This is a genomic window from Streptomyces sp. NPDC096193 (assembly GCF_040302905.1).
Classification (GTDB): Bacteria; Actinomycetota; Actinomycetes; order Streptomycetales; family Streptomycetaceae; genus Streptomyces.
In genome coordinates this window covers 44,394-66,635 of the sequence record NZ_JBEOSJ010000032.1, presented here as the reverse complement: position 1 = coordinate 66,635, position 22,242 = coordinate 44,394, and the positions used below count along the sequence as shown (strand labels likewise).

Here is a 22,242-nt window from a genome sequence, read left to right as displayed (position 1 = left end):
GAAGGAGGTGAGCCGTGCGCGGAGGTTCCCCGCCTCGCGCAGGGGTCCGGCGTCCGTACCGTCCGCGTCCGGCCGCCCTGGGGCTGCGGTGTGCCGGGCTTCGGCGCCGACCCGCGCCTCGACATCCGCCGGGGCCGGCCGTGCTGGTAGCGTCCCCGCTGGTCAGGTCAATTCCGTGACTGCATCGGAAGGTTGGCACCGCATGCCCGACCCTGTCGCCCGTGACGCCGCAGAGGAAGCGTCGGCGTTCTCGCATCCCGCCGTCGAGCCCGACGCCTCCGTCCCGTACGGCGACCATCCCGACCAGGTCGTCGACTTCTACGCGCCCCGCGGCGGGCAGGCCTCGGTGCCGCTCGTCGTCGTGCTGCACGGGGGCGCCTGGCGGGGAGCGTACGACCGCGGGCACGTCACGCCCTTCGCGGACTTCCTCGCCCGCCGCGGCCTCGCCGTCGCCAACGTCGAGTACCGCCGGGGGCGGGAGATCCCGCAGCAGGGCGGCAGCAGTCCGGTGGCGGGCCGCTGGCCGGAGACCTTCGACGATGTGGCCGCCGTCCTGGACGCCCTGCCGGATCTCGCGCGCAAGGCGCTGCCGGAGGCGGACGTCCGGCGCACGGTCCTGACCGGGCACTCCGCCGGCGGCCACCTGGCGTTGTGGGCCGCGGCCCGGCATGTGCTGCCCGTGGGGTCGCCGTGGCGGCTGCCCGCCCCGCCCGCGCTGCGCGGTGTCGTCGCCCTCGCACCGATCGCGGACTTCGCGCGGGCGGCGGAGCTCGATGTGTGCGGCGGTGCGGTGCACCAACTCCTCGGCGGGGAGACCGAGTTCGAGGAGCGCAGGCCGCACGCCGATCCGGCGCTGCTGCTGCCCACGGGGATCGCCACCGCCGTTGTGCAGGGGCGTACCGACACCACCGTGCCGTATGCCGTCGTCGAGTCGTACGTGGACGCCGCGGCGAAGGCCGGGGAGACCGTCGGGCTGACGCTGCTGGAGGAGATCGGGCACTTCGCGCTCATCGACCCGGCGGCCGACGCCTGCGCCGTCGTCGCGGAGGAGATCGCCCAGCTGGCCTGGTGACGGGCCCCGCGTGCCGCCCGGTGACCGGCTCGCTCGTCCGAGCGCCGGGGGCGCCGGAGGACCGAAGGGGGGACGAAAGTATCGAGGGCGCCGGAGCACTGCGGACGCCGAGGCTTCGAGGACGCCGACGGCTTGCGGACGGAACCTGACCGCAAGCCCTTCTACGTTCTTCCCATGACGCATCTCGTGACCGGAGCCACCGGAACCGTTGGCCGCCAGGCCGTCGCGGAGCTCCTCCGCCGCGGCCTCCCCGTCCGCGCCCTGACCCGCGACCCCGCCACGGCGGACCTCCCCGCCGGGGTCGAGGTCGTCCGCGGCGATCTCACCGAACCCGAGTCCCTCGCCCCCGCCCTGGAGGGGGTGACCGGTCTGCATCTGATCACCTTCGGCGGCCCGTACTTCACCCCGCTGGAGAGCGGTCCGCGCATCCTGGAGCTGGCCCGTGAGGCCGGTGTGCGCCGGATCACCGTGCTGCACGGCGGTGGCCCGACCCCGCTGGAGGACGCGGTGCGCGGCTCCGGCGAGTCCTTCGCGTGGACCGTCGTCATGCCGGTCGAGTTCATGTCGAACGCGCTGGAGTGGGCGGACGGCATCCGCACCGACGACCGGGTGCGCGAGCCGTTCACCGGTCGGCTCAGCGCGATGGTGCACGAGGCCGACATCGGGGCGGTCGTCGCGGTCGCGCTGACCGAGGACGGTCACGCCGGGCAGGAGTACGTCGTCACCGGCCCCGAGGTGCTGACCCTGAAGGACAAGACGGACGTGCTGGCGGCGGCCCGCGGCCGGGAGATCCGGCTGGAGGAGCTGACCGAGGAGGAAGCCGTCGCACAGTGGCGCGAGGGCGGTATGCCCCAGGACGTGATCGACTTCCTGCTGGAGGCGTACGGCAACACACCGCTCGTCGGCAGGACCGTCGCCGGCACGGTCGAGAAGGTCACCGGCCGCCCCGCGCGGACCTTCGCGCAGTGGGCCGATGAGCACGCGGACGCCTTCCGCGCGTAACGGACGTACGCCCTGCGAGGCCTCATGTCGTACTCAGGACGGACGCGGCAGGATCCATATCGCTGGTGACGACCGCGTCCGCCCGTCCCCGTACCTTGGCTGCTGTGACCGATTCGCCGAACCCGCAGCGCACACCGCGCACCGCCGCCGATTCCGACAGCCGCAGTCCGGAGCTCCGCCTCGCGATGGACGCGTTCAAGGGGCTGCGCACCGATCTCTTCGACGACGTCCTGGCCTTCCGCCCGATGCTCCCCGGGCCGAGTGACGGACGCGTCGCGCGCCTGCTGCCGAAGCGGATACGCGAGCACGCGGGGTGGGCCCCGCACGCCGCCGTGGTGGCCGCGGCGCTGTTCGTGCTGTTCATCGCGTACGCCGTGGCCCTGGGCGGCAGCGACCCCGAGTACTTCGTGATAGCCGGCTTCGTGCCGGCCGGCGCGGTCCTGCTCACGATGGCCCGCCCGGTCGGCGCGTTCTGGCTGTCGCTCCTGTCGACGCCGTTCATCACCGCCCTGGGCTCCAACGGGGACGGCTGGCCGTGGTCGCCGGCGAGCTTCGCCTCCCACATGATCGTGATGACCGTGGTCGCGGCCCGGACCCGGCCGCGGACCGGCGCCTGGATGTGGGTGATGACCGCGGCCTACGGTGTCTTCGCCGAGGTGTTCCTCGGCGGCGGCTACTACACCGGCACCGACACCCCGCAGATGCTCTTCTTCTCGGCGCTCGCCCTGCTCGTCGTGACCGTGCGGCACGTCCGCCGCGAGGCACGCGAGGAGGTCGCCGTCCAGCAGAGTGTCACCGCCGTCGAGCGGGACCGGCGCACCCTGCTGGAGGAGCGCACCACCATCGCGCGGGAGCTGCACGACGTCGTCGCCCACCACATGTCGGTCGTGGCGATTCAGGCGGAGGCCGCGCCGTACCGGGTGGAGAACCCGCCGCCCGAGCTGGAGAAGGCGTTCGCGACCATCCGGGAGAACGCGGTGGCGGCGCTGACCGAGCTGCGCCGCATCCTCGGTGTCGTGCGGGCCGAGGACTACGAGGCGCCCGACGCACCGCAGCCCGTCCTCGCCGATCTGGACAATCTCCTCGGCAACGTCCGCGAGGCCGGCCTGGAGGCGGACAAGACGATCACGGGAGCGGTGCGGCCGCTGCCGCAGGGCGTCGAGCTGTCGGCGTACCGGATCATCCAGGAGGCGCTCAGCAACGCACTGCGCCACGCGCCGGGCGCCTCGGCGAAGGTGGAGGTCTCCTACGTCCTCGGCGGGATCGGCCTGCGGATCGTGAACACTCCGCCGCAGGGCCTGGTCAAGCCCTCGCCGGGCGCCGGCCACGGGATCACGGGCATGCGCGAGCGGGTGACGATGCTGAGCGGCGAGATGACCGCGGAGCCCACCGAGGACGGCGGCTACGAGGTCACCGCGTTCATCCCCGTCGCGAGCCCCGTGCCCGCAACCGCCACCGAGGAGCAGTCATGACCATCCGGGTCCTTGTCGTCGACGACCAGGTCATGGTCCGTGAAGGCTTCTCCGTCCTGCTGAACGCCATGCCGGACATCGAGGTGATCGGCGAGGCGGTGAACGGCCGCGAGGCGGTCTCCAAGGTCGCCGAGCTGGCGCCGGACGTGGTCCTGATGGACATCCGTATGCCGGAGCTGAACGGCATCGAGGCCACCCGCGAGATCGTCGCCTCGCACGCGGAGTCGAAGGTGCTGGTGCTGACCACCTTCGATCTCGACGAGTACGTCTACCAGGCGCTGCGGGCCGGGGCGTCGGGCTTTCTGCTCAAGGACGCCTCCGCGCGTCAACTGGCGGACGGCGTCCGGGTCGTGGCGGAGGGCGAGGCCCTGCTCGCGCCGACTGTGACACGCCGGCTGATCACGGAGTTCTCCAAGATCAGCCAGAACCCGAAGCCGCCGGCTCTCTCCCAGGTCGGTGAGCTCACCGAGCGCGAGACCGAGGTGCTGGTGCTCATCGCGCAGGGTCTGTCGAACGCGGAGATCGCCTCCCATCTGGTCGTCGCCGAGTCCACGATCAAGACGCATGTCAGCCGGGTCCTGGTGAAGCTCGGTCTGCGGGACCGCACCCAGGCGGCGGTGTTCGCGTACGAGGCGAGGCTGGTCACACCCTCGTAGCCGGGCGGCGGAGCGGCCGGGCGGCCGCGAGGCCGGTCACCGCCTCGTGCCCGGGGGGTTGCGAGGCCGGTCACCGCCTCGTGCCCGGGTGGACGGGAGGCTGGTCACCGCCCCGTGACCGGGCTAGCGTCCGGGGATGGACGCTGCCGTGGAAGCTGGTTTCGCCCCCGGGTCGCCGGAGTTCGTCGCCGACCCGTACCCCGTGTTCGACCGGCTGCGGGAGGCCGGCCGGGTGCACTTCTTCGAGCCGGCCCGGCAGTGGCTGGTGCCGCATCACGCGGATGTGTCGGCGCTGCTGCGGGACCGGCGGCTGGGGCGTACGTATCTGCACCGCTTCACGCACGAGGAGTTCGGGCGGACGCCGCCCCCGGCGTCCCACGAGCCGTTCACCACCCTCAACGACAACGGCCTGCTCGACCTGGAGGCGCCGGATCACACGCGGATCCGGCGGCTGGTGACCAAGGCGTTCACCCCGCGGACCGTGGCCGCCTTGGAGCCGACGGTCCGGCGGCTGGCGGCGGGGCTGGTCGCGGATCTGAAGAAGGCGGGCGGCGGTGATCTGCTGGCCGAGGTCGCCGAGCCGCTGCCGGTGGCGGTGATCGCGGAGATGCTGGGCATCCCGGAGTCGGACCGGGGGCAGCTGCGGCCCTGGTCGGCGGACATCTGCGGGATGTACGAGCTGAACCCCCCGCCGGAGGCGGCGGCGCGGGCGGTACGGGCGTCGCGCGAATTCTCCGCGTATCTGCGGGAGCTGATCGCGCAGCGGCGGAAGGCGCCGGGGGAGGACCTGATCTCGGCGCTGATCGCCGCGTACGACGAGGGCGACCGGCTGAACGAGCAGGAGATGGTCTCCACCTGTGTGCTGCTGCTGAACGCCGGGCACGAGGCGACGGTCAACACCACGGCGGGCGGCTGGTGGACGCTGCTGCGCCACCCCGAGCAGCTCGCCGCCCTGCGGGCGGACCACGGACTGTTGTCCACAGCTGTGGAGGAGCTGATGCGGTACGACACCCCGCTCCAGCTCTTCGAGCGCTGGGTGCTCGACGACATCGAGATAGACGGCACGGTGATCCCGCGGGGCGCGGAGCTGGCTCTGCTCTTCGGCTCGGCCAACCGCGACCCGGCCCGTTTCACGGACCCCGGCACCCTCGACCTCGCCCGCGAGGACAATCCGCACGTCAGCTTCGGGGCGGGCATCCATTACTGCCTGGGCGCGCCGCTGGCCCGCATCGAGCTGATGGCGTCGTTCGGGGAACTGCTGCGGGAGGCACCGTCCATGCGGCTTGCGGCCGAGCCGCAGTGGCAGGGCGGCTTCGTGATCAGAGGGCTGCGGGAGCTGCGGGTCGAGCTCTGACGCCGAGCCCGGCCCGGGCCCCGCTGCTCCGGTTACGCCGGGAGGCCGCCGCCGCGTCCCGCTACATCGGGAGGTCGCCGCCGCGGCCCCGGCCACGTCGGGAGGCCCGGCTAGGTCAGGATGTCGCGTCGCCGCAGCCCCACCAGACCCGCCGCCGTGAACACCACCGTGAGCGCCACCAGCACCCCCACCGGCCCCCACGCCATGTCGTTGCCCGGCAGCTTCGGCAGATGCTCGAACGGTGACACCTTCAGGGCCGCGTCCGGCAGGTTCAGGGCCGCGCCCACCCAGCCGAGCGCCAGCGACAGGCCCGCATAGGCCCAGGCCAGTCCGGCGGCGCGCGGGACGATCCCGTAGACGGCCACCGCCACCGCGCCCAGCAGCCACACCGCGGCGACCTGCACCAGGCTGGCGCCCAGCACCGGACCGGCATTCCCGCCGTGGCCCAGCGCGAGACCGAGGCCGCCGAGCAGCATGATCAGCGCGGTGCCACCGAAGGCGACAAGGAGGTGGCCGGCCGCCCATCGCACCCGGCCGACAGCCGCCGCCAGGACCGGTTCCGCGCGCTGTGAGGTCTCCTCGCCGTGCAGCCGGAGCACCGACTGCACGATGTACATCGCGGCGACCATGCCGAGCATGCCCACCATCACGGCGAGGAAGGCGTCCGTGATTCCGGACTGCCCGCCCATCCGCTCCAGCATCTGCCTGGTTCGTTCGTTGTCGCCGACCAGATCGGCAGCGCCCTCCGCCATCCCGCCGAACATCAGCCCGGCGAGCAGGAACGCGGTGCCCCAGCCGGCGAGGCTGCCGCGCTGGAGGCGCCAGGCCAGGCCGGACGCGGTCGCGAGGCGGCCCTCGGCGGGGCCGGGCCCGGCCGCCAGGAAGCTCATGCCGATGTCGCGCCGCCCGGCGAGCCCGTAGGCGACGGCGCCCTGGATCACGACGGCCGCGGCGAACAGAAGCAGCACCCACCAGCGTTCGGCCGCGAAGGGCCGAAGATTCTCCGCCCAGCCGATGGGCGAGAGCCAGGTCAGCACATGCGAGCCGTCGTCACTCGCCGCGTCGCCCGCCGCCCGCAGCGCGAAGGCCAGCCCGAGCGCCGCGGCCGTCACACCCTTGGCGAGCCGCGCGGTCTCGGTGAACTGCGCGATCATCGCGGCCATGGTGGCGAAGACCATGCCCACGCCGCCGATGCCCAGGCCGAGCGCGAGCGCCCCGGCCGCGCCCTCACCGGCCAGCCCCGCCGTCACCAGCAGGGCGAGCGCGGTGTTGGCGACGAGGGCCACGAGCAGTGCAGAGGTGAGCGGCGCGCGGCGGCCCACCATGGCGGCGGACAGCATCTCCTGACGGCCGGTCTCCTCCTCCTCACGGGTGTGCCTGACCACGACGAGCAGGCTCATGACCGCGGCGAAGGCCGCCATGAAGACGGTGTACCTCCAGGCCACGATCCCGCCGAGGGAGTCGTCGAAGACCGGTCCGTAGAGGGAGCGCAGGGAGCTGTTGGCGGCCATCGACTCGACCACGTCCGCCCGCTGGGCGGGGGTCTCGTAGACCTTGCCGAGCGTGTTGCCCGCGCTCGCGGTCGTCCCGCCGATGGCCAGGACCCACAGCGGCACCATCACGCGGTCCCGGCGCAGACCGAGCCGCAGCAGCGTGCCCGTTCCCGCGAGGGGGCGCGATCCGCCCCCGCGTCCCGGAGCGAATCCGGCGTCGGCCACCGCGGTCATCGCGGCATCGCCTCCTCCGGTGCGTAGTGGCGGAGGAAGAGCTCTTCCAGGGTGGGCGGGGTGCTGGTCAGCGACCGCACGCCGGACCCGCTCAGCGAGCGCAGCACCGCGTCGAGCCGGTCGGTGTCGACCTGGAGCTTCACGCGCGTCCCCTGGACGTCCAGGTCGTGCACGCCGGGGAGCTGGGCGAGCCCGTTCGGCGGCCCGGCGAGTTCGGCGGTGATGCTCGTCCGGGTGAGGTGGCGCAGTTCGGCGAGCGATCCGGTCTCCACGGTGCGGCCCCTGCGGATGATGCTGACCCGGTCGCAGAGGCTCTCGACCTCGCTGAGGATGTGCGAGGAGAGCAGGACGGTACGGCCGCGCAGGCGCTCCTCCTCGACGCAGGTCTGGAAGACCTCCTCCATCAGAGGGTCGAGTCCTGAGGTGGGCTCGTCGAGGATCAGCAGATCCACGTCGGAGGCGAAGGCGGCGACGAGGGCGACCTTCTGCCGGTTCCCCTTGGAGTAGGTGCGCCCCTTCTTGGTGGGGTCGAGTTCGAACCGTTCGAGCAGGTCGGCGCGGCGCGCCCGGTCGAGGCCCCCGCGCAGCCGGCCGTAGAGGTCGATGACCTCTCCGCCGGAGAGGTTGCGCCACAGGGTGACGTCCCCGGGTACGTAGGCGATACGGCGGTGCAGCTCGACCGCGTCGTGCCAGGGGTCCCTGCCGAGGAGCTGGGCCGCGCCGGAATCGGCGCGCAGCAGTCCCAGCAGGACCCGGATGGTGGTGGATTTCCCGGCGCCGTTGGGGCCGAGGAAACCGTGGACCTCACCGGTCTCGACCGCGAGGTCGAGGCCGTCCAGCGCGTGTGTCCGCCCGAACGACTTGTGGAGTCCGGAGACGGTGATGGCCTTCGTCATGCTTTGGAACGTACGTTGTTTTCACAAACTTGTGAAGTTAAGGAAGCGTATAAACTCGGTGCCCAGGCCGGACGAGGGAGACGATGAGGTCATGAGCGGCGACGACAGCGCGAACGGGCGGACCGGTGACGAGGCGATCTCCCGCTTCGTGGAGCGGTTCGCGGCCGAACTGACCGAGGCCGGCATGCAGCGGATGGCCGCGCGTGTCTTCGCCGCGCTGCTGTCCTCGGAGACGGGCAGCATGACCTCCGCCGAGCTGGGAGAGCAGCTGCGGATCAGCCCGGCGGCCGTGTCGGGGGCCGTGCGCTACCTCAGCCAGGTCGACATGGTCAGCCGGGAGCGCGACCCCGGCTCTCGCCGCGACCGCTACGTCCTGCACAACGAGCTCTGGTACGAGACCTTCACCCGCCGCGACCAGGCACTGACCCGGTGGGAGAAGGCGCTGCGCGACGGCGCGGCGACGCTGGGCCCGGACACGGCGGCGGGGGCGCGGGTCACGCAGACAGCGGAGTTCTTCAGCTTTCTCCAGCATGAACTGGAAGGGATGTTGGACCGCTGGCGCGTCTACCGCGAGGAGCACGGCATGCAGGCGCCCTGACGGAAGCGCCGGAGCCCCGCGGTCACGCGTGCCGCGGCGGCGGCCCCAGTCACTCCCGCAACGGTGACGCCCGCCCGAGCGACCGAGACGTCTGTGACGCCCGCCCGAGCGACCGAGACGTCTGTGACGCCCGCCCGAGCGACCGAGACGTCTGTGACGCCGGCCCGAGCAACCGAGGCTTCATTTACGCCGATCCGAGCGACCGCCGGCCCGGGCAACCGAGACGTCTGTGACGCCGGCCCGGGCCACCGAACGCCTCAGGACGCCTGCCGTCAGTGAGCCGTCCCGTCAGACGGGCTCACCCGCGAACGCGTCAGACGGGCTCACCCGCGAACGCGCCGCCCGCGCCGAAGGCCAGCGCCGCGAACCGTTCGCCCATGCGGCGGTGGGTGGCGGCGTCCGGGTGGAGGTCGTCCGGCAGCGGCAGTTCGGCGTAGTCCTCCTCGCCGTACAGCTCGCGCCCGTCGAGATGGTGCAGGTTCGGGTCATCCACCGCCCGCTGCTTCACGATGCGCGCCAGCTCGTCCCGGATGACGCCCAGCGTCAGCTTTCCGGCGGCGCGCTCGCCGGGGTCGCCCCCGGCCCGGAACCGGAGCTGCCCTTCCCCGACGCCGCTGAAGTCCGGGACGCTCGGGCCGGGGGTGTCCTCGTGGATCGGACACAGGACGGGCGAGACGACCAGCAGCGGAGTGGTGGGGTGGCCCTCGCGGATCGTGTCGAGGAAGCCGTGCACCGCGGGGCCGAAGGCGCGCAGCCGCATCAGATCGGCGTTGACGAGATTGATCCCGATCTTGACGCTGATCAGGTCGGCGGGGGTGTCCCGCATCGCGCGGGCCGTGAACGGGTCGAGCAGGGCGCTGCCGCTGAAGCCCAGGTTCGTCAGGTCCACGCCGCCGAGGGAGCTCGCGAGCGCGGGCCAGGTGGTGGTGGGGCTCGCGGCGTTCGAGCCGTGACTGATGGAGCTGCCGTGGTGCAGCCACGTCCTGCGGCCCGTGTCCGGCACGCTCTCGACGGGCGCGTCGGTGCGCAGGGCGATCAGTTCGGTGATCTCGTTGTGCGGCAGCCAGATCTCGACGACCTTGTCACGGCCGGGGAGACCGGAGAACCGCACGGTGCCGACCGGGCCGGGCAGCGTCTCCGCGGACCCGGTGGTCATGTCGATCATCAGGACGTTTCCGCCGGGGGCACTGGCCTGCCGGGTCAGCGCGCCGTCGACGAGCAGGTCGTACACGCCGTCCGGCCGGGGAGGGGCGCCCTTGTAGGCGTTCTTGGTGCGCAGCGTGTCGAGCTCGACGACGCCGGCCCGGGTGCGGAACACGAGCCGTACGCCCGAGGGCTGTGCCTCGGCCATGGCCAGCTGGCCGTCGGTGTTCTGCGCGCGGGCCCGGGCGGGCAGGCGGTGCGGCAGCAACCCCTGCTCCGTGCGCTCCAGCTCCAGCGCTCCGCGCAGGAGGCCGGCGGTGATGGGGGTGGTGGTCCAGTCCGTCGCCGGGTCCGCCGGGTCCGCCGGGTCCGCCGTGGGGGTGTGGGGGGTGTCGTCGCGCCGGTCGTTCATGGACAACATTCTGCTGGTCGGATACGTGGTGTGCCCAATGATTATCGGCCCCCCGGCCCCCGGCCCCCGGCCCCCCGGCCCAGTGGGCCGACACCGACACCGACACCGAGATCGAAGCCGCCGACACCCGCACACCGCAGCCCCCGACAGCGACCGCCTCAGCCCCCCGACGCCGTCGCCGCCGACGGCAGTGTCAGTCCCCATGCCCCCGGCCGCAGGGTCCAGGTCCGCGTCCGCACCGGACCCGTGATCAGCGTGTCCGCCCGGTACCGGAAGTCCGGGCCCGAGACCGTCACCGTCAGCGCCTTCGCGATCAGCGGGTCCCCGGAGGCCGACGCGCGGACCGTGACCTCCGCACGCCCGCCGCCCGTGCGGACCGTCACCGCCTCCACCAGGCGGTCCAGATCCGACAGCAGGACGCCGTCCGCCTCCACCCGCAGCCGGTGGGTGCGGACCACCGCCGGCGGCACGGGTCCGACCAGGGTGCGCACCAGCGAGCGGCAGGCGTTCCACACCGAGGTGCCGTTCGCGCCCGGCCCGTGCGCGGCGACCGCCGGGATGGACAGGTCCCCGAGCACCACCCCGTCGCTCTCGTCCACCAGCAGATCCAGCCGTCGTACGACCCCGTCCAGCACCGCCCGGGCCGCCGCCACCGCACTGCGGGGCACGCCCAGCGAATGCGCGAGCTCCACCGCCGGGCCGACCGGCACCACCGACAGGGCGCCGTCACCGAGCCACCGGTCCCGGTGCAGCAGCGACACCGCGCGCAGCAGCGCACGGTCGTCACCGATCACCACGGGGCGCCGCGAGCCCCTGCGGGCCAGCGCCCGCGCAAACTCCTCAGGTCCCTCCGGAAGGCAGATTTTCGCCTCAGAGCCACCGCACAGCACATCTTTCGCGATCCGCACGGACTCGCCGTCACTTCGGCGGGCGACCGGGTCGATGACCACCAGCAGCTGGTCGTGAGCCGACACCTCGGTCCTTCCTCGGGTAGCATCTTTGTGCAAGAGCCCCTTGCGCTATTGCGCCAGGGGCTTCGTCTATTCCGGGGCAACCGGTCCGCAGGCTCAGGCACGGCACACGCCCCCTGACCTTGGACATGCCCCGCCCGGAAGGGGTGTACGCCTGTGCCCGCACTTGTGCTGCTCGGTGCTCAGTGGGGTGACGAGGGCAAGGGAAAGGCCACCGACCTGCTCGGTGGATCCGTGGACTATGTGGTGCGTTACCAGGGCGGCAACAATGCCGGCCACACGGTCGTGGTCGGCGACCAGAAGTATGCGCTGCATCTCCTCCCTTCCGGAATCCTCTCGCCGGGGTGTACCCCGGTCATCGGCAACGGGGTCGTCGTCGACCCGGCCGTCCTGCTCTCCGAGCTGAGCGGGCTGAACGACCGCGGCGTCGACACGTCCAAGCTGCTGATCAGCGGTAACGCTCATTTGATCACCCCGTACAACGTCACCCTCGACAAGGTGACGGAACGGTTCCTCGGTAAGCGGAAGATCGGCACCACCGGCCGTGGCATCGGTCCGACGTACGCCGACAAGATCAACCGCGTCGGTATCCGCGTCCAGGACCTCTACGACGAGTCGATCCTCCAGCAGAAGGTCGAGGCCGCGCTGGAGTCCAAGAACCAGCTGCTGGCCAAGGTCTACAACCGCCGGGCGATCGAGGCGGAGAAGATCGTCGAGGAGATGCTCCAGTACGCGGAGAAGCTCCGTCCGTACGTCGCCGACACGACGCTGCTGCTGAACAACGCGATCGACGAGGGCAAGGTCGTCCTCTTCGAGGGCGGCCAGGGCACGCTGCTCGACGTCGACCACGGCACGTATCCCTTCGTCACCTCCTCGAACCCCACCGCCGGCGGCGCGTGCACGGGTGCGGGTGTCGGTCCGACGAAGATCAGCCGGGTGATCGGCATCCTCAAGGCGTACACGACGCGGGTGGGCGCGGGACCGTTCCCGACGGAGCTGTTCGACGAGGACGGCGAGGCGCTGCGCCGCATCGGCGGCGAACGCGGTGTGACCACCGGCCGCGACCGCCGCTGCGGCTGGTTCGACGCGGTGATCGCGCGCTACGCGACGCGCGTGAACGGCCTGACGGACTTCTTCCTGACGAAGCTGGACGTGCTGACGGGCTGGGAGCAGATCCCGGTCTGCGTGGCGTACGAGATCGACGGCAAGCGCGTCGAGGAGCTGCCGTACTCGCAGACGGACTTCCACCACGCGAAGCCGGTCTACGAGTACCTGCCGGGCTGGTCGGAGGACATCACGAAGGCCAAGACCTTCGCGGACCTCCCGAAGAACGCGCAGGACTACGTGAAGGCGCTGGAGTCGATGTCGGGCGCGCCGATCTCGGCGATCGGCGTGGGTCCGGGCCGCACGGAGACGATCGAGATCAACTCGTTCCTGTCGTAGCTCCGTTCCGACGTTCCGGGTTCCCCCCGGCCGTGACAAGACGATGCTCCCGGGACCGCGGTCCCGGGAGCATCGTCGTCCCCGGGGCCCGCCCCCGGGCTCAGTCCTCGCCGCAGATCCGCAGCCCCTTCGGTGTCCCGCACGGCAGATGCCCGTGGGTGCGGATCACGTCCTGTCCGCTGCCGCGCGTCAGATAGCCGAGGAAGCTGGAGGCGAGCGAGTCGGCCGGCGGCTGTCCGTAGGTGTAGGCGTACTCGATCTCCAGATACGGGTACACGTACGCGCTTTTGCCGATCTCGTCGACGTTCGGCGCCTGCCCGCCGATGCTGAGGCGGTGCGCTCCCTTCAGCCCGCTGCCGGAGCGCAGTTCGCTGTACCCGATCGCGCCCGGCAGCCTGGCCACCGTCGCGAGCACCTGCTCGGTGCTGTCGAGTTCGCAGCGCACGACCGGTGCCTGCGGATCGTCCCGGTGGGCGCAGTCGCGTGAGGAGTTCACCGGTTCGTTCCGGTGCAGCACCCGGCGCTGGAAGACCTCGCGCGTACCGGAGTTGGCGTCCCTGCTGACCAGCAGGACAGCGAGGTCGGGGCCGCCGAGCTGCTTCCAGTTGGTGATCTCGCCCGCGTAGATGCGCCGGACGTCCGCGAGGGAGAGATCGCGCACCGGGACCTTGTCGTTGACGACGAGCGTGAAGAGGGAGACCGCGACGCGGACCTCCCGCAGCTGCGGATAGCCGCCCGGCTTGGGTCCGTCGGAGAGCGCGACGAGCGCCGGCGCCTTCTCCTCCTTCTCCCCTTCGTCGGCCAGTGGCCGTATCCCGGCGGTGCTGCCGTGTGCGTCCACCACGACGGTGGCGCCCTCGCAGTCCTTCTCGTACTTCGCCGCCAACTCCCGTACGACGGGGGCGAAGGCCGTCGACCCGGTGAGCGTCAGGCTGCCCCGCTGGCACCCCATGGGTGGCGGGGCGCCCTCCCGTACGACGATGATCGAGGCCAGCACGATGACGCACGCCGTGAGCAGGACCGTGATGGTGCGGGCGGCCCGGCTGAAGACCGGTGGTTTGTCGTCGGGCGTCGTACTGCGGTTGGGCCGCACCTCGCCGTCGCGGATGCCGCCCGTGACACCGACCGGATTGCCGACGTGGCCGCCGGCCAGCAGCACCAGCAGTTTGTAGTGCTCGCCCCGGTTCAGCGGGACGCGCGGCAGGTGGATCGTGCCGTCGCTGTGCCGCAGACCCGCCGCGGGGGTGAAGTGCTCCATCAGATGGTCGGCGTTCGCGGGCTGGGTGACGGCTATCGCCCGGACCGTCCGGTCCGTGAACTCCACCGTCAGACCGTGCACTCCGCGGCCCGTGTAGTCGTCGCCCCCGATCGACTGCGCGCCGTCGTTCTCGATGCGCAGCAGGACGAGCGTGGCGTCGGACATGTCGGGGGTCTCGTTGAACAGCCCGAGCCGTACGTTCCCCCGCCCGCCGCCCGGCGCGTTGCTGCCGATCGGGGTGTCCAGCTGGACGCGGTACCCGATGCGCTTGCGCCGCGGCACCCGCCGCTCGTACCAGAGCACCGCGCCGGAGGCCAGCACACCGAGGAGCGCGGTGAGCACGGCGACGACGTTCTCGGGACTCAGCCATTCCACGGCGGTCACGGTATGTCGAATCGCCCTGGACACACGGGAGTTGGGGCATTCGGTCGCTCAAGGTTCGCCGCTCGTTCAGTACGTAACAAGCCTTGGTCCAGACCTTGACAGGTCCAGACCAATGCCGTTCGGTGTGGGTGACCCCCACGGAAGGACGGAACTCATGCTGAGACGCGTCACCACCCTGCTCGCGGCATTCGCCATGGCCATCGGGCTCGCCGTCTTCATCCCCAGCACCGCGTCCGCCGCGGCCTGCGCGGCCGCGTGGAACTCCTCGTCCGTCTACACGGGCGGCATGGCCGCCTCGTACAACGGCCGCAACTACCAGGCCAAGTGGTGGACCCAGAACGAGCGTCCGGGCTCCGCGGACGTCTGGGCGGACCAGGGCACCTGTACCGGCGGGGGCGGCGGGAACCCGCAGCCGTCGGGCTTCGTGGTCAGCGAGGCGCAGTTCAACCAGATGTTCCCGGGCCGGAACTCCTTCTACAGCTACAGCGGCCTGACCGCGGCGCTCAGCGCCTACCCGGCGTTCGCGAAGACCGGCAGCGACACGGTGAAGAAGCAGGAGGCCGCGGCCTTCCTGGCGAACGTCTCCCACGAGACCGGCGGACTCGTCCACATCGTGGAGCAGAACACCGCCAACTACCCGCACTACTGCGACCGCAGCCAGCCCTACGGCTGTCCGGCCGGCCAGGCCGCGTACTACGGCCGCGGACCGATCCAGCTCAGCTGGAACTTCAACTACAAGGCGGCCGGTGACGCCCTCGGCATCAACCTGCTCGCCGACCCCTGGCGCGTCGAGCGCGAATCGGCCGTCGCCTGGAAGACCGGCCTCTGGTACTGGAACACCCAGAACGGTCCCGGCACCATGACCCCGCACAACGCGATGGTCAACGGCCGCGGCTTCGGCGAGACGATCCGCAGCATCAACGGATCGCTGGAGTGCAACGGCGGCAACCCCGGCCAGGTGCAGAGCCGGGTCACCAAGTACCAGCAGTTCACCCAGATCCTGGGCGTCGCCCCCGGCGGCAACCTGTACTGCTGAGCCGACTGCCGGCACTACGCCCGGCAACGCCAAGGGCGGTCACCTGTCGGTGACCGCCCTTGCCGCGTCTTCATCCGCGGGCGGAATCCCGTCCGAGGGCCCGGCCGGGGCACTATACGGACGTCGAGGTCGTCTACATGCGGAAGAAGTAGGTCCGATGCCCGAAGCGGAAGAGGCTGTGGAGACCCTCCGGAGGATGAGACTGGAGGGCGCCGGCTTCCTCGTGATGATCGAGGCGCTCAGGCGTGACGAATCCTTCAGGCTGACACCGTTGTGGCTGATGCGGGCCGTGCAGGAGGCGACGGGGCTTCCCTGGATGGAATTCCGGGACGGCCTTCTGGAGTACCTGGACGACGACCTGCGGCCGCTTGTGCCGGAAGGGGAGTTCGAGAGGAAGGCCGAGGAGCTGCTCGCCCGTCACGTGACGCGCGAGGAGTAGCGGCGAAGGAACGGGGCCGGTGCGGCCCGGGGCATCACGTCCGGGCCGCACCGGTCTTTTCTCACTCGGTCCAGCGGACGAACTGCGACCAGGCGTCGGGCGCGACGGTGAAGGCGGGGCCCTCGGGGTTCTTGGAGTCGCGTACGTGGACGGCCTCGGGGCAGGTGGCGACCTCGACGCAGTCGCCACCGCTGGGGTTGCTGTAGCTGGACTTCTGCCATTCGAAGGCGACCTCGATGCAGTCGCCACCGCTGGCGTTGCTGTAGCTGGACTTGTGCCAGTGCAGCCTCTCGCTCATCTCAGCTCTCCTGCCAACCTCTCGATGAGGCCCAGCGATTCCCGGGGATCCAAGGCCTGTGCCCGGATCTTCGCATACCGCTGCATGTACGTACTCACCTTTGTCGGGTCGGCGATCAGCAGGCTTTCCTCTTGGGATTCCAGGTAGGTCAGGTGCTCGTGGGCTGGTGTCTCGACGAGATTCAGTCCGCCGTGACCTCCTGCGTACTCACCCCCGAACCCGCAGTCCAGCGGCAGCACCTGCAACGTCACGTTCCGCCGCCGGGCGCACTCCGCCAGGTGAAGCAACTGCTCCCGCATCACCTCCGGGCTCCCGATCCCCCTCCGTAACACCGACTCCTCCACGATCAGTTCGATCAGTGCCACCGGCTCCCGGTCGAACAGCACCCTGCGGGCGAGCCGGGCCTCGACCAGTTCCTCGACGCGGGGCTCGGGCAGCGGCGGGTAGCCGCCGCCGATCAGTGCCCGTGCGTACGCCTCGGTCTGGAACAGGCCGTGGACCACCAGCGTCGCGTACAGCGACAGGCCCACCGCCTTCTGCTCCAGCAGGACGTAGTCCTTGAACTGCGCCGGGTACTTGTCCAGCCGCACGTACTCCCGCGCCTGCTCGAAGATCCCCGTCCCGCTGCCCAGCACCCGCTCCAGCTGCACCAGCATGTCGTCGCTCGCCGGCTGCGCGAAGGTCTCCATCGCGCTCACCGCCGCGCCCGAGTAGCCGAGTTCGCTTCCCAGTTGTTCCTGCGTCAGTCCTTGCCGGATCCGCAGGTTCTTGGCGACGTTCGCCACCAAACGCGTCGCCGGACCCGCCGTTTCCTTGTTCTCCGCTCGCGCCATTTCTGATCACCACTTCGACTCGACCGGACTCAACCGGTCTCAACCGGAACTCGTCGAATTCAACCCGCCTCAAGGGGCGTTGATGCAGGTCAAGACGTGCGCAACGGCTCCTTCAGGCTCTGGAAAACGCTATCCGCGGTCACCGAGGATGTCGTCGTGGATACGCAAAGTCGCCAAGTAAACCTGGACTGGATTCCGGCTTCCGGATTCCAGCTCCGAAAATCAGGGGTGCAATTCGACGCGGCCCGCGTCGACGGCGAGGACGGCCGCCGGCTCGCCGATCTCCTGGAGGTGATGACGAACGGCGACCCCGGCCCGGTGGTCACCGAGGCCTATGGACGGCGGTCGGTGTACTTCCTCGTACCGGCGGGCAGCACCGCTCACCGGCCGTGGCCGCGCGGGGTCACCCGTCTCAACTCAGGTCCCGCGCACGTCAGTTTCGTCCCCGTGCCCGCACTGCGAGGCCGCACCTGGCCGCTGTCCTGGCGTTTTCCACCCACAACGGCCGGACGGTTCGTCCATCCCCTGCTGCTGTGGCACGCCGCGAAGGTGGTACTCACCCGGTCTTCCGGTACGTGAGCGGCGCGCCGCCCGAGCCGACCAGTTCGCGGACGATGGTGCCGTTCGACAGTTCCAGCCGGCTCCACTGGCCCGGCGAGCACTTCGTCCGGTCGCCGAAGGTGACCTGGGTGGGGCCCAGTTCGAGCGGCGGGCCCGAGGCCTGGAGCTTGGCCGACCAGCGGCAGTCGTAGGTGGGGCCGATGCCGGAGAGGGTCATGACCTGTTCGCCCGAGGACCCCTGGGTGATCGTCATGGTCCGGGTGTTGGTGCCGTCGGCGGTGTCGAACGAGGACGTCCAGGTGCCGACGTACTCGGGCGGGACACCGCCCTCGGCCGTGCTCGGGCTGTTCGACGGCGTGCTCGACGGGCTGTCGGACGCGGACGGAGTGGCCGGGCCGGGGGTCTCCGAACCCGAGGACGCCGGTCCCGGCTTGGGGTCCGCGGTCGTCTTCTCGTCCTTGTCGCCCATGAAGGCGTAGACGGACCCGCCGGCGCCGACCGCGACGAGGAGCGCGATCACGATGAGGGCCGCCGTCCCGCGGTTGCTCCTGGCCGGGGCCGCGGGCGGAGGCGTCAGCACGTACGGAGGCGGGGTCTGCTGGTACGGCGGCGTCTGGTGGTACGGCGGGGGCTGCTGGTAGTGCGCGGCCGGCGCGTACGGCGGAGTCTGCTGCGGCCCGGGGTGCTGCTGCGGGTAGCCGTACGGCGGCGGCGGGGGCGGGGGAGTGGGCGGCGGTGTCGAGGTGGGCGGCTTCGGCGGGGCAGTGATGGTCGGCGGGTGCTCGGGCGCCGATTTCGCCGGGCCGGCGGGCTGCTCGACCTCCAGCAACTGGACCGCGTGACGGCCGAGCTGGGCGATCAGCGCACCGGGCAGCCAGGGCTCGTCGTCCTCATCGGTGACCGTGCGCTCCAGGATCTCGTCGAGACCCGGCCGCGCTTCGGGATCCTTGTCCAGGCAGGCCCGGACGAGTTCGTCGAGGTCCTCGGGCAGGCCGTCGAGGTCCGGTTCCTCCTGCGCGATACGGAACATCAGCGCGTGCACACCGCTGTCGGCCGAGCCGAAGGGGAGCCGGCCCGTCGCGGTGAAGGCGAGGACCGCGCCGAGGCAGAAGATGTCGCACGCGGCGGTGACCCGGTCGCCGCGCACCTGCTCGGGCGCCATGAAGCCGGGGGAGCCGACGAGCGCACCGGTCCGGGTGAGACCGCCGTCGGTGACCGTCTCCAGCGCCCTGGCTATCCCGAAGTCGATGACCCGGGGGCCGTCGATGGTGATCAGAATGTTGGACGGCTTCAGGTCACGGTGGATGAGGTCCGCGCCGTGGATGCTGCGCAAGGCGTGCGCGAGACCGGAGGCGAGGATGCGGACCGACCGCACGGGGAGCGGTCCGTGGCCGCCGGAGACGACCGAGTGCAGGGACGGCCCGGCGACATAGCCGGTGGCGACCCACGGCACGGGCGCCTCGGTGTCGGCGTCGAGCACGGGTGCCGTCCACTGGCCGCCGACCCGCAGAGCGGCCCGGACCTCCTGGCGGAAGCGCGCCCGGAACTCCTCCTGTTCGGCGAGTTCCTGGCGTACGAGCTTCACGGCGACCGTGCGGCCCCGGTCGTTGCGCGCGAGGTACACCTGGCCCATGCCGCCCGCTCCGAGCCGGGCGAGCAGCCTGTACTCACCGATGTGCTGCGGATCCCCTGGTGCCAGCTGATCCATCGCCGCGCGCCTCCCCCGAAGTCTTCCCTTGGACGGACCGAGAATAGTGCGGTCCGTGCCACGGCACGTAGGCGTCCGACCCGCCTGCCGCCTGCGGTCGCACGCGCCGGCGCCTCGCACCCAGGGGGCGAGGCGCACGACGACCGGCGTGCGACCTGTACGCGAGGAGACTGTCATGGCCGTCAAGCCGGTTCCCGGGGTGGCCGGGGCAGGCCGTGGATCATCGGGACTCGCTGATGCCCTCCAATGCCGTGGACAGCTCCTCCAGGACTCTCGCCGTCTCGGCGAACCGCTCGGGGCCCAGTGCCTCGGCGAGACGGCCGGCCAGCTCGGCATGGCCCGGCTCGATGCGGGTGATCGCCGAGCGGCCCTCGTCGGTCGGACGCAGCAGTTTGGCCCGGCGGTGCGCGGGGTTGGGCTCGTAGACCGCGAGGCCCCGCTCGACCAGGAGGTCGGCGATCCGCTGCACGCTCTGGCGCGTGATGCCCATGTCCCGGGCGATCCCGGCGACCGGCTGCGGCACCCGCACCACCGCTCCGAGGACCTGCCACCAGGACGCGGTCAGCCCGGCCTCCTTCGCCAACTCGTCGGAGACCGCCAGGAACTGGCCGTTCAGCCGAAAGACGCCCAGCGCGGTCCGGGTGAGCAGATCCTGTTCTTCACGGCTCACGATTCGAGGACCGCGAAGGCGGAGGCGTCCGAGTCGTGGAACAGCCGGTACCAGGCGTCCAGTTTCTCGCCCTCGTACACACCGAGCCTGGCGAAGACCTCGCGGGCGAGGGCGACGGGCTCGGTCGGGCCCGCGGTGATCAGATCGCCGTCGGTGACGGCGTCGGTCTCCCGGTAGTGCTCGCCGCCCTTGTAGCCGGTGGCGCCGAGGTAGAACGAGACGGCGCTGGTGTGATCGCGGTCGTCCAGCAGACCCTCGCGCGCCAGTCCGACGGTGGCACCGCAGATGGCGGCGACCGGGACACCCGCGTCGAGGAAGGTGCGCGCGGCGGAGGCGAAGGGGGCCAGGTCGTTGCTGGTGTCCCAGAGGTGGGCGCCGGTGAGGATAAGCAGCGCGCTGTCCGCGGGGTCCAGGTCCGCGAGAGCGAGGTCGGGCTGGATGCGGATCCCGCCCATGGTGGTGACGGGATCGGTGGTGAGGCCGACGGTGCGGACCGTGAAGCCGTTCTGGGTCAGATGAGCGGTGGTGTGGCCCGTCTCCCAGTCGGCGAAGGTGTCGTAGACGGCGAGATGAACGGTGGTGCGGGTCATGGTGCCCTCCTCGTTCTGCATGACAGAAGACTGTCATGTCGACAGGACACTGTCAATATCCTCCGCAGGGCCCGAAGCACCCGACAGAACGCCCATGAAAGTGGCCGAGGCCATACAGGGTGGCCATGTCGGCCCTGGCCTGCGCGTCCTTACGCTGGGCCGCATGACCCCTCATGCCGATGCCGATCCCCAGGCCGGCGCCGCCGTCAAGGCGGCCGACCGTGCGCACGTCTTCCACTCGTGGTCCGCCCAGGGCCTGATCGACCCGCTCGCCGTCGCCGGCGCTGAGGGTTCGTACTTCTGGGACTACGACGGGAACCGCTACCTCGACTTCACCAGCGGCCTCGTCTACACCAACATCGGGTACCAGCACCCGAAGGTCGTCGCCGCGATCCAGGAGCAGGCGGGCAGGCTGACGACCTTCGCGCCCGCCTTCGCCGTCGAGGCGCGCTCCGAGGCGGCCCGGCTGATCGCCGAGCGCACCCCCGGCGACCTCGACAAGATCTTCTTCACCAACGGCGGCGCCGAGGCCGTCGAGAACGCGATCCGGATGGCCCGTCTGCACACGGGCCGCCCGAAGGTGCTCTCGGCCTACCGCTCGTACCACGGCGGCACCGCGACCGCGATCAACGTCACCGGCGACCCCCGGCGCTGGGCGAACGACAACGGCACGGCGGGAGTCGTCCACTTCTGGGGACCCTTCCTCTACCGCTCCCCGTTCTACGCGTCGACCGAGGCCGAGGAGTGCGCGCGGGCGCTCCAGCACCTCGAGGACACCATCGCCTTCGAGGGCCCGTCGACGATCGCGGCGATCATCCTGGAGACGATCCCCGGCACGGCCGGAATCATGATCCCGCCGCCCGGCTACCTCGCGGGCGTCCGCGAGATCTGCGACCGCCACGGCATGGTGTTCGTCCTGGACGAGGTGATGGCGGGCTTCGGCCGGACCGGCAAGTGGTTCGCGGCGGACCACTTCGACGTGGTGCCCGACCTGCTGACCTTCGCGAAGGGCGTCAACTCCGGCTATGTGCCGCTGGGCGGTGTCGCCATCTCCGCCGAGATCGCGGCGACCTTCGAGACCCGGCCGTACCCCGGCGGCCTCACCTACTCCGGCCACCCGCTGGCCTGCGCGGCGGCCGTCGCGACGATCCAGGTGATGGAGGACGAGAAGGTCGTCGAGCACGCGGCCCACATCGGCGAGACGGTCCTCGGCCCGGGCCTGCGCGACCTGGCCGAACGCCACCCGAGCGTGGGCGAGGTGCGGGGCACGGGCGTGTTCTGGGCGCTGGACCTGGTGCGCGACCGCGAGACGCGCGAACCGCTGGTGCCGTACAACGCGACGGGTTCGGCGGCGGCGCCGATGGGGGCGTTCGCGGCGGCGTGCAAGGCGAACGGCCTGTGGCCCTTCGTGAACATGAACCGGACGCACGCGGTGCCGCCGTGCAATGTGAGCGAGGCGGAGGCGAAGGAGGGGCTGGCGGCGCTGGACGTGGCGCTGTCGGTGGTGGACGAACGGGCGGCCTGAGGGGGTGGTTCAGCCCGTCCGGTGCCGGGCTGTGCCGGGGCTCCGGCCCGGACCCTGCCCGTCATGGCCGGAATCTCAGCCCGTCCGGCGTTTGAGGACACGGCCGTGGGCCGTTCGGGGCTCCGTCCCGGGCCCCGGGGCGGCACGCCCCAGCCCCGGGCGTGGTGATCGGAAGAGGGTCGTGGAGGGAAAGA

At 71.3% G+C, this 22,242-nt stretch carries 21 protein-coding genes; 11 read left to right on the top strand and 10 right to left on the bottom strand.

Annotated features, from left to right (window positions below):
• The first annotated feature begins 202 nt into the window (after positions 1–202).
• The 5 genes from ABTX78_RS32120 to ABTX78_RS32100 all read left to right on the top strand — a co-directional run bounded on the left by ABTX78_RS32120 (position 203) and on the right by ABTX78_RS32100 (position 5,556).
• The gene (locus ABTX78_RS32120) at positions 203–1,072 is read left to right on the top strand and encodes an alpha/beta hydrolase family protein (RefSeq protein WP_352210301.1); all 870 of its coding nucleotides are present in this window, start codon (positions 203–205) and stop codon (positions 1,070–1,072) included.
• Between the two features lie 174 nt (positions 1,073–1,246).
• Entirely contained in the window at positions 1,247–2,074 is an 828-nt protein-coding gene (locus ABTX78_RS32115) for an NmrA family NAD(P)-binding protein (RefSeq protein ID WP_352210300.1), read from the top strand.
• Between the two features lie 104 nt (positions 2,075–2,178).
• The gene (locus ABTX78_RS32110) at positions 2,179–3,546 is read left to right on the top strand and encodes a sensor histidine kinase (protein WP_502994028.1); all 1,368 of its coding nucleotides are present in this window, start codon (positions 2,179–2,181) and stop codon (positions 3,544–3,546) included.
• On the top strand, positions 3,543–4,202 hold the full coding sequence (locus tag ABTX78_RS32105; RefSeq protein WP_352210299.1) for a response regulator: 660 nt from the start codon (positions 3,543–3,545) through the stop codon (positions 4,200–4,202). The genes ABTX78_RS32110 and ABTX78_RS32105 overlap by 4 nt, the downstream gene beginning before the upstream one ends.
• Before the next feature lie 136 nt (positions 4,203–4,338).
• The gene (locus ABTX78_RS32100) at positions 4,339–5,556 is read left to right on the top strand and encodes a cytochrome P450 (RefSeq protein WP_502994027.1); all 1,218 of its coding nucleotides are present in this window, start codon (positions 4,339–4,341) and stop codon (positions 5,554–5,556) included.
• Between the two features lie 110 nt (positions 5,557–5,666).
• Here the strand turns inward: ABTX78_RS32100 and ABTX78_RS32095 are convergent, their stop codons facing one another.
• Both ABTX78_RS32095 and ABTX78_RS32090 read right to left on the bottom strand, forming a co-directional pair.
• Positions 5,667–7,283, bottom strand: a complete 1,617-nt coding sequence (locus tag ABTX78_RS32095) for an ABC transporter permease (RefSeq protein ID WP_352210298.1) — start codon at positions 7,281–7,283, stop codon at positions 5,667–5,669.
• The gene (locus tag ABTX78_RS32090; protein WP_352210297.1) at positions 7,280–8,179 is read right to left on the bottom strand and encodes an ABC transporter ATP-binding protein; all 900 of its coding nucleotides are present in this window, start codon (positions 8,177–8,179) and stop codon (positions 7,280–7,282) included. The genes ABTX78_RS32095 and ABTX78_RS32090 overlap by 4 nt, the downstream gene beginning before the upstream one ends.
• 91 nt (positions 8,180–8,270) lie before the next feature.
• Between ABTX78_RS32090 and ABTX78_RS32085 the strand changes: the two genes are divergently transcribed.
• Positions 8,271–8,777, top strand: a complete 507-nt coding sequence (locus ABTX78_RS32085; protein ID WP_352210296.1) for a GbsR/MarR family transcriptional regulator — start codon at positions 8,271–8,273, stop codon at positions 8,775–8,777.
• Positions 8,778–9,090: 313 nt separating this feature from the next.
• On the opposite strand, the gene ABTX78_RS32080 is transcribed toward ABTX78_RS32085, so the two are convergent.
• Together ABTX78_RS32080 and ABTX78_RS32075 are read right to left on the bottom strand one after the other, a co-directional pair.
• Positions 9,091–10,332 carry an SGNH/GDSL hydrolase family protein gene (locus ABTX78_RS32080; protein WP_352210295.1) on the bottom strand — a complete coding sequence of 414 codons (1,242 nt, stop codon included), beginning with the start codon at positions 10,330–10,332 and terminating at the stop codon, positions 9,091–9,093.
• Positions 10,333–10,490: 158 nt separating this feature from the next.
• A complete protein-coding gene (locus ABTX78_RS32075) occupies positions 10,491–11,306 on the bottom strand; it encodes a diacylglycerol kinase (RefSeq protein WP_352210294.1) in 816 nt (271 codons plus the stop codon).
• A 153-nt stretch (positions 11,307–11,459) separates the two neighbouring features.
• Here ABTX78_RS32075 and ABTX78_RS32070 point away from each other — a divergent pair, with 153 nt between their 5' ends.
• Entirely contained in the window at positions 11,460–12,746 is a 1,287-nt protein-coding gene (locus tag ABTX78_RS32070; RefSeq protein ID WP_352210293.1) for an adenylosuccinate synthase, read from the top strand.
• 100 nt (positions 12,747–12,846) lie between these two features.
• On the opposite strand, the gene ABTX78_RS32065 is transcribed toward ABTX78_RS32070, so the two are convergent.
• On the bottom strand, positions 12,847–14,379 hold the full coding sequence (locus ABTX78_RS32065; protein WP_352210292.1) for a substrate-binding domain-containing protein: 1,533 nt from the start codon (positions 14,377–14,379) through the stop codon (positions 12,847–12,849).
• A 163-nt stretch (positions 14,380–14,542) separates the two neighbouring features.
• Between ABTX78_RS32065 and ABTX78_RS32060 the strand changes: the two genes are divergently transcribed.
• Complete coding sequence (locus ABTX78_RS32060) at positions 14,543–15,424, top strand: glycoside hydrolase family 19 protein (protein ID WP_352210291.1); 882 nt, start codon at positions 14,543–14,545, stop codon at positions 15,422–15,424.
• A gap of 196 nt (positions 15,425–15,620) precedes the next feature.
• Positions 15,621–15,863 carry a hypothetical protein gene (locus ABTX78_RS32055; RefSeq protein ID WP_352210290.1) on the top strand — a complete coding sequence of 81 codons (243 nt, stop codon included), beginning with the start codon at positions 15,621–15,623 and terminating at the stop codon, positions 15,861–15,863.
• Between the two features lie 61 nt (positions 15,864–15,924).
• On the opposite strand, the gene ABTX78_RS32050 is transcribed toward ABTX78_RS32055, so the two are convergent.
• Positions 15,925–16,161 carry a DUF397 domain-containing protein gene (locus ABTX78_RS32050; RefSeq protein ID WP_352210289.1) on the bottom strand — a complete coding sequence of 79 codons (237 nt, stop codon included), beginning with the start codon at positions 16,159–16,161 and terminating at the stop codon, positions 15,925–15,927.
• Positions 16,158–16,994: a helix-turn-helix domain-containing protein gene (locus tag ABTX78_RS32045; protein WP_352210288.1), complete on the bottom strand. Its 837-nt coding sequence runs from the start codon at positions 16,992–16,994 to the stop codon at positions 16,158–16,160. Before ABTX78_RS32045 ends, ABTX78_RS32050 begins: the two co-directional genes overlap by 4 nt.
• A 156-nt stretch (positions 16,995–17,150) precedes the next feature.
• Between ABTX78_RS32045 and ABTX78_RS32040 the strand changes: the two genes are divergently transcribed.
• Positions 17,151–17,573, top strand: a complete 423-nt coding sequence (locus tag ABTX78_RS32040) for a hypothetical protein (protein ID WP_352210287.1) — start codon at positions 17,151–17,153, stop codon at positions 17,571–17,573.
• Here ABTX78_RS32040 and ABTX78_RS32035 read toward each other — a convergent pair.
• The 3 genes from ABTX78_RS32035 to ABTX78_RS32025 all read right to left on the bottom strand — a co-directional run bounded on the left by ABTX78_RS32035 (position 17,551) and on the right by ABTX78_RS32025 (position 20,523).
• On the bottom strand, positions 17,551–19,263 hold the full coding sequence (locus ABTX78_RS32035; protein ID WP_352210286.1) for a protein kinase domain-containing protein: 1,713 nt from the start codon (positions 19,261–19,263) through the stop codon (positions 17,551–17,553). The genes ABTX78_RS32040 and ABTX78_RS32035 overlap by 23 nt on opposite strands.
• A 220-nt stretch (positions 19,264–19,483) precedes the next feature.
• Positions 19,484–19,933 carry a MarR family winged helix-turn-helix transcriptional regulator gene (locus ABTX78_RS32030; RefSeq protein ID WP_352210285.1) on the bottom strand — a complete coding sequence of 150 codons (450 nt, stop codon included), beginning with the start codon at positions 19,931–19,933 and terminating at the stop codon, positions 19,484–19,486.
• Positions 19,930–20,523, bottom strand: a complete 594-nt coding sequence (locus tag ABTX78_RS32025; protein ID WP_352210304.1) for a DJ-1/PfpI family protein — start codon at positions 20,521–20,523, stop codon at positions 19,930–19,932. The genes ABTX78_RS32030 and ABTX78_RS32025 overlap by 4 nt, the downstream gene beginning before the upstream one ends.
• A gap of 163 nt (positions 20,524–20,686) precedes the next feature.
• On the opposite strand from ABTX78_RS32025, the gene ABTX78_RS32020 reads away from it, so the two are divergent.
• On the top strand, positions 20,687–22,048 hold the full coding sequence (locus ABTX78_RS32020) for an aspartate aminotransferase family protein (RefSeq protein WP_352210284.1): 1,362 nt from the start codon (positions 20,687–20,689) through the stop codon (positions 22,046–22,048).
• Positions 22,049–22,242 lie beyond the last annotated feature (194 nt).